The sequence below is a fragment of the Desulfonatronospira sp. MSAO_Bac3 genome (genome assembly GCF_003838035.1).
Taxonomy (GTDB): domain Bacteria; phylum Desulfobacterota; class Desulfovibrionia; order Desulfovibrionales; family Desulfonatronovibrionaceae; genus Desulfonatronospira; species Desulfonatronospira thiodismutans.
In genome coordinates, this window is record NZ_QYZY01000351.1 from 1 (window position 1) to 1,933 (window position 1,933).

The following is a 1,933-nucleotide window of genomic DNA, read 5'->3' on the forward strand; positions in this document are numbered from 1 at the left end:
AGGCTAAAGAGCGAATCCCAAAATTCCTCAATTCCTGAATCCCTCAATCCCTTAATTCCTCAATCCCTTAATTCCAGAATCCCAGAATTCAGAATTCCAATTATCGCCCTCACCGCCCATGCCATGCAGGGCTACCGGGAGCAGTGTCTGGAGGCGGGGATGGATGACTACCTGACCAAGCCGCTGGAGCCGGTCCAGTTGGCGGAGATGCTGGATAAGTGGCTGGGGAAGGAGGAGGCGGAGTCCCGGGATCATTCCCATGGGGATGAGCCTGGTTCCGCTGGGTGGCCGGAAGGCAAAGCAGGAGAGGAAGCCGGCGGGAACACTGGCGAGGAACGGGCTGCGGCGCAGGGGGGGGGTGACCTCCCGGTGTACGACAGGGAGAAGTTGTTGGAGCAAATGAGCGGTGACCAGGAATTTATCCAGGTGATTGTGCAGATGTTTGTGGAGCAGAACACGGAACGCCTGGAAGTTCTGCTGCGGGCCATCATTGACGGTGATCTGGCCGCGGTGCGCGACCATGCCCATGCGATCAAGGGCTCGGCCTTGTCGGTCAGCGCCAATGCCCTGGCGGAAATGGCCAGCCGGTTGGAAGTTGCCGGGAGGGATGAAGACCTTGCCGCCTGCACGTCCCTGGGGCCGCGGGTGGAATGGGAATTTCAGCGGCTGCTTTCCGAACTTGGCGTCATGAAGCCGGGATGAGTTAGTTACATAACATGTTGCATTTTCATGGAGATTGGTAATGAACCAAAGGCAAACACCTGAAGAAGCGGCCCACCCCCCCCGATTGTCCCCTGAAAAAAAATCAGGTTCGAACCAGCGCAAGGGCAGCCCGGTGGTGCTGGCCATTTCTCTGTTTGCCATGCTACTGGGGCTCTTTGTTCTGATCGGCGTCATCCTGGCCAATTTTGAATCTGATCGCCGCAAGCAGCAGGAAATTGAACTCGTACAACAGGCATTGGACGGCATGAAGGCGTCCCTGTCGTCCCGGTTGTCCGCGAACATCTACAAGGTCTCCGCGGTGAAAGCCCTGGTGGCCATGAACCCCGATCTGACCCAGGATGACTTTGCCCGGGCCATGGAGGTCCAGTTTCGCGGGGAAAACGATTTGCGGAACATCGGTCTTGCCCGGGACATGGTCATTCAGTTCATGTACCCCATCGAAGGCAACGAGGCCGCCGTCGGCCTGGACTACAGGACGCTCCCCGACCAGATCGAGGCCGTGGAGCTGGCCCGAAGGGTCAACGAGATCGTGCTTGCCGGTCCTCTGGCGCTTGTCCAGGGCGGAGAGGGACTTATTGCCCGGATTCCCATCTCCAGAAGGGACGAAAGCACAGGCCGGGAAGCATTTTGGGGCATGGCCTCGGTGGTCATGAACAGTGACGAAATTTTTGCCGGAGCAGGAATACGGGACGAGCAGGATGGTTTGCGCACCGCCATTCGGGGCAGGGACGCTCTCGGAGACGGGGGCGATGTTTTTTTCGGCGATCCCCAGGTTTTTGAAAATGCTCCGCTGACCAAGGTGATGGAACTTCCCCATGGAAGCTGGCAAATCGCGGCGATACCCTCCGGGGGATGGCATTCCTCCGCGATAATCCTCACACCGCTGATATGGCTCTATGTTCTTGGAGCCGGGACCATTCTTTCCTTTACCGCGCTCATCGTGTTCCTGCTCCGCAAAAGAGAGCGGATTGAAAACGAGCGAAAAAACCTGACCCACAGCCTTGAAGTCATCTTGAACCAGACAAGCGACTTTATCTACTATAAAGATATCAACAGCAGATTCATTTTTTGCAGTCAGACCCTGGCTGATATTACAAACCATGCGCACTGGAGGGAGATGATCGGCAAGCACGATTTTGAGGTGTTTCCTCATGATACGGCAACTATTTACAATGAAGAAGAAAAACCTGTCTTCAATGAAGGAAAGCCG

At 56.1% G+C, this 1,933-nt stretch carries 2 protein-coding genes; both read left to right on the forward strand.

All coding sequences use genetic code 11. The features are described 5' to 3' along the window. The coding region (locus D5S03_RS12520; RefSeq protein WP_287044263.1) for an Hpt domain-containing protein at nucleotides 1-702 on the forward strand (702 nt) is incomplete at its 5' end. A gap of 40 nt (nucleotides 703-742) precedes the next feature. Beyond that, on the forward strand, nucleotides 743-1,933 hold a 1,191-nt coding region (locus D5S03_RS12525), incomplete at its 3' end, for a CHASE domain-containing protein (protein ID WP_287044264.1).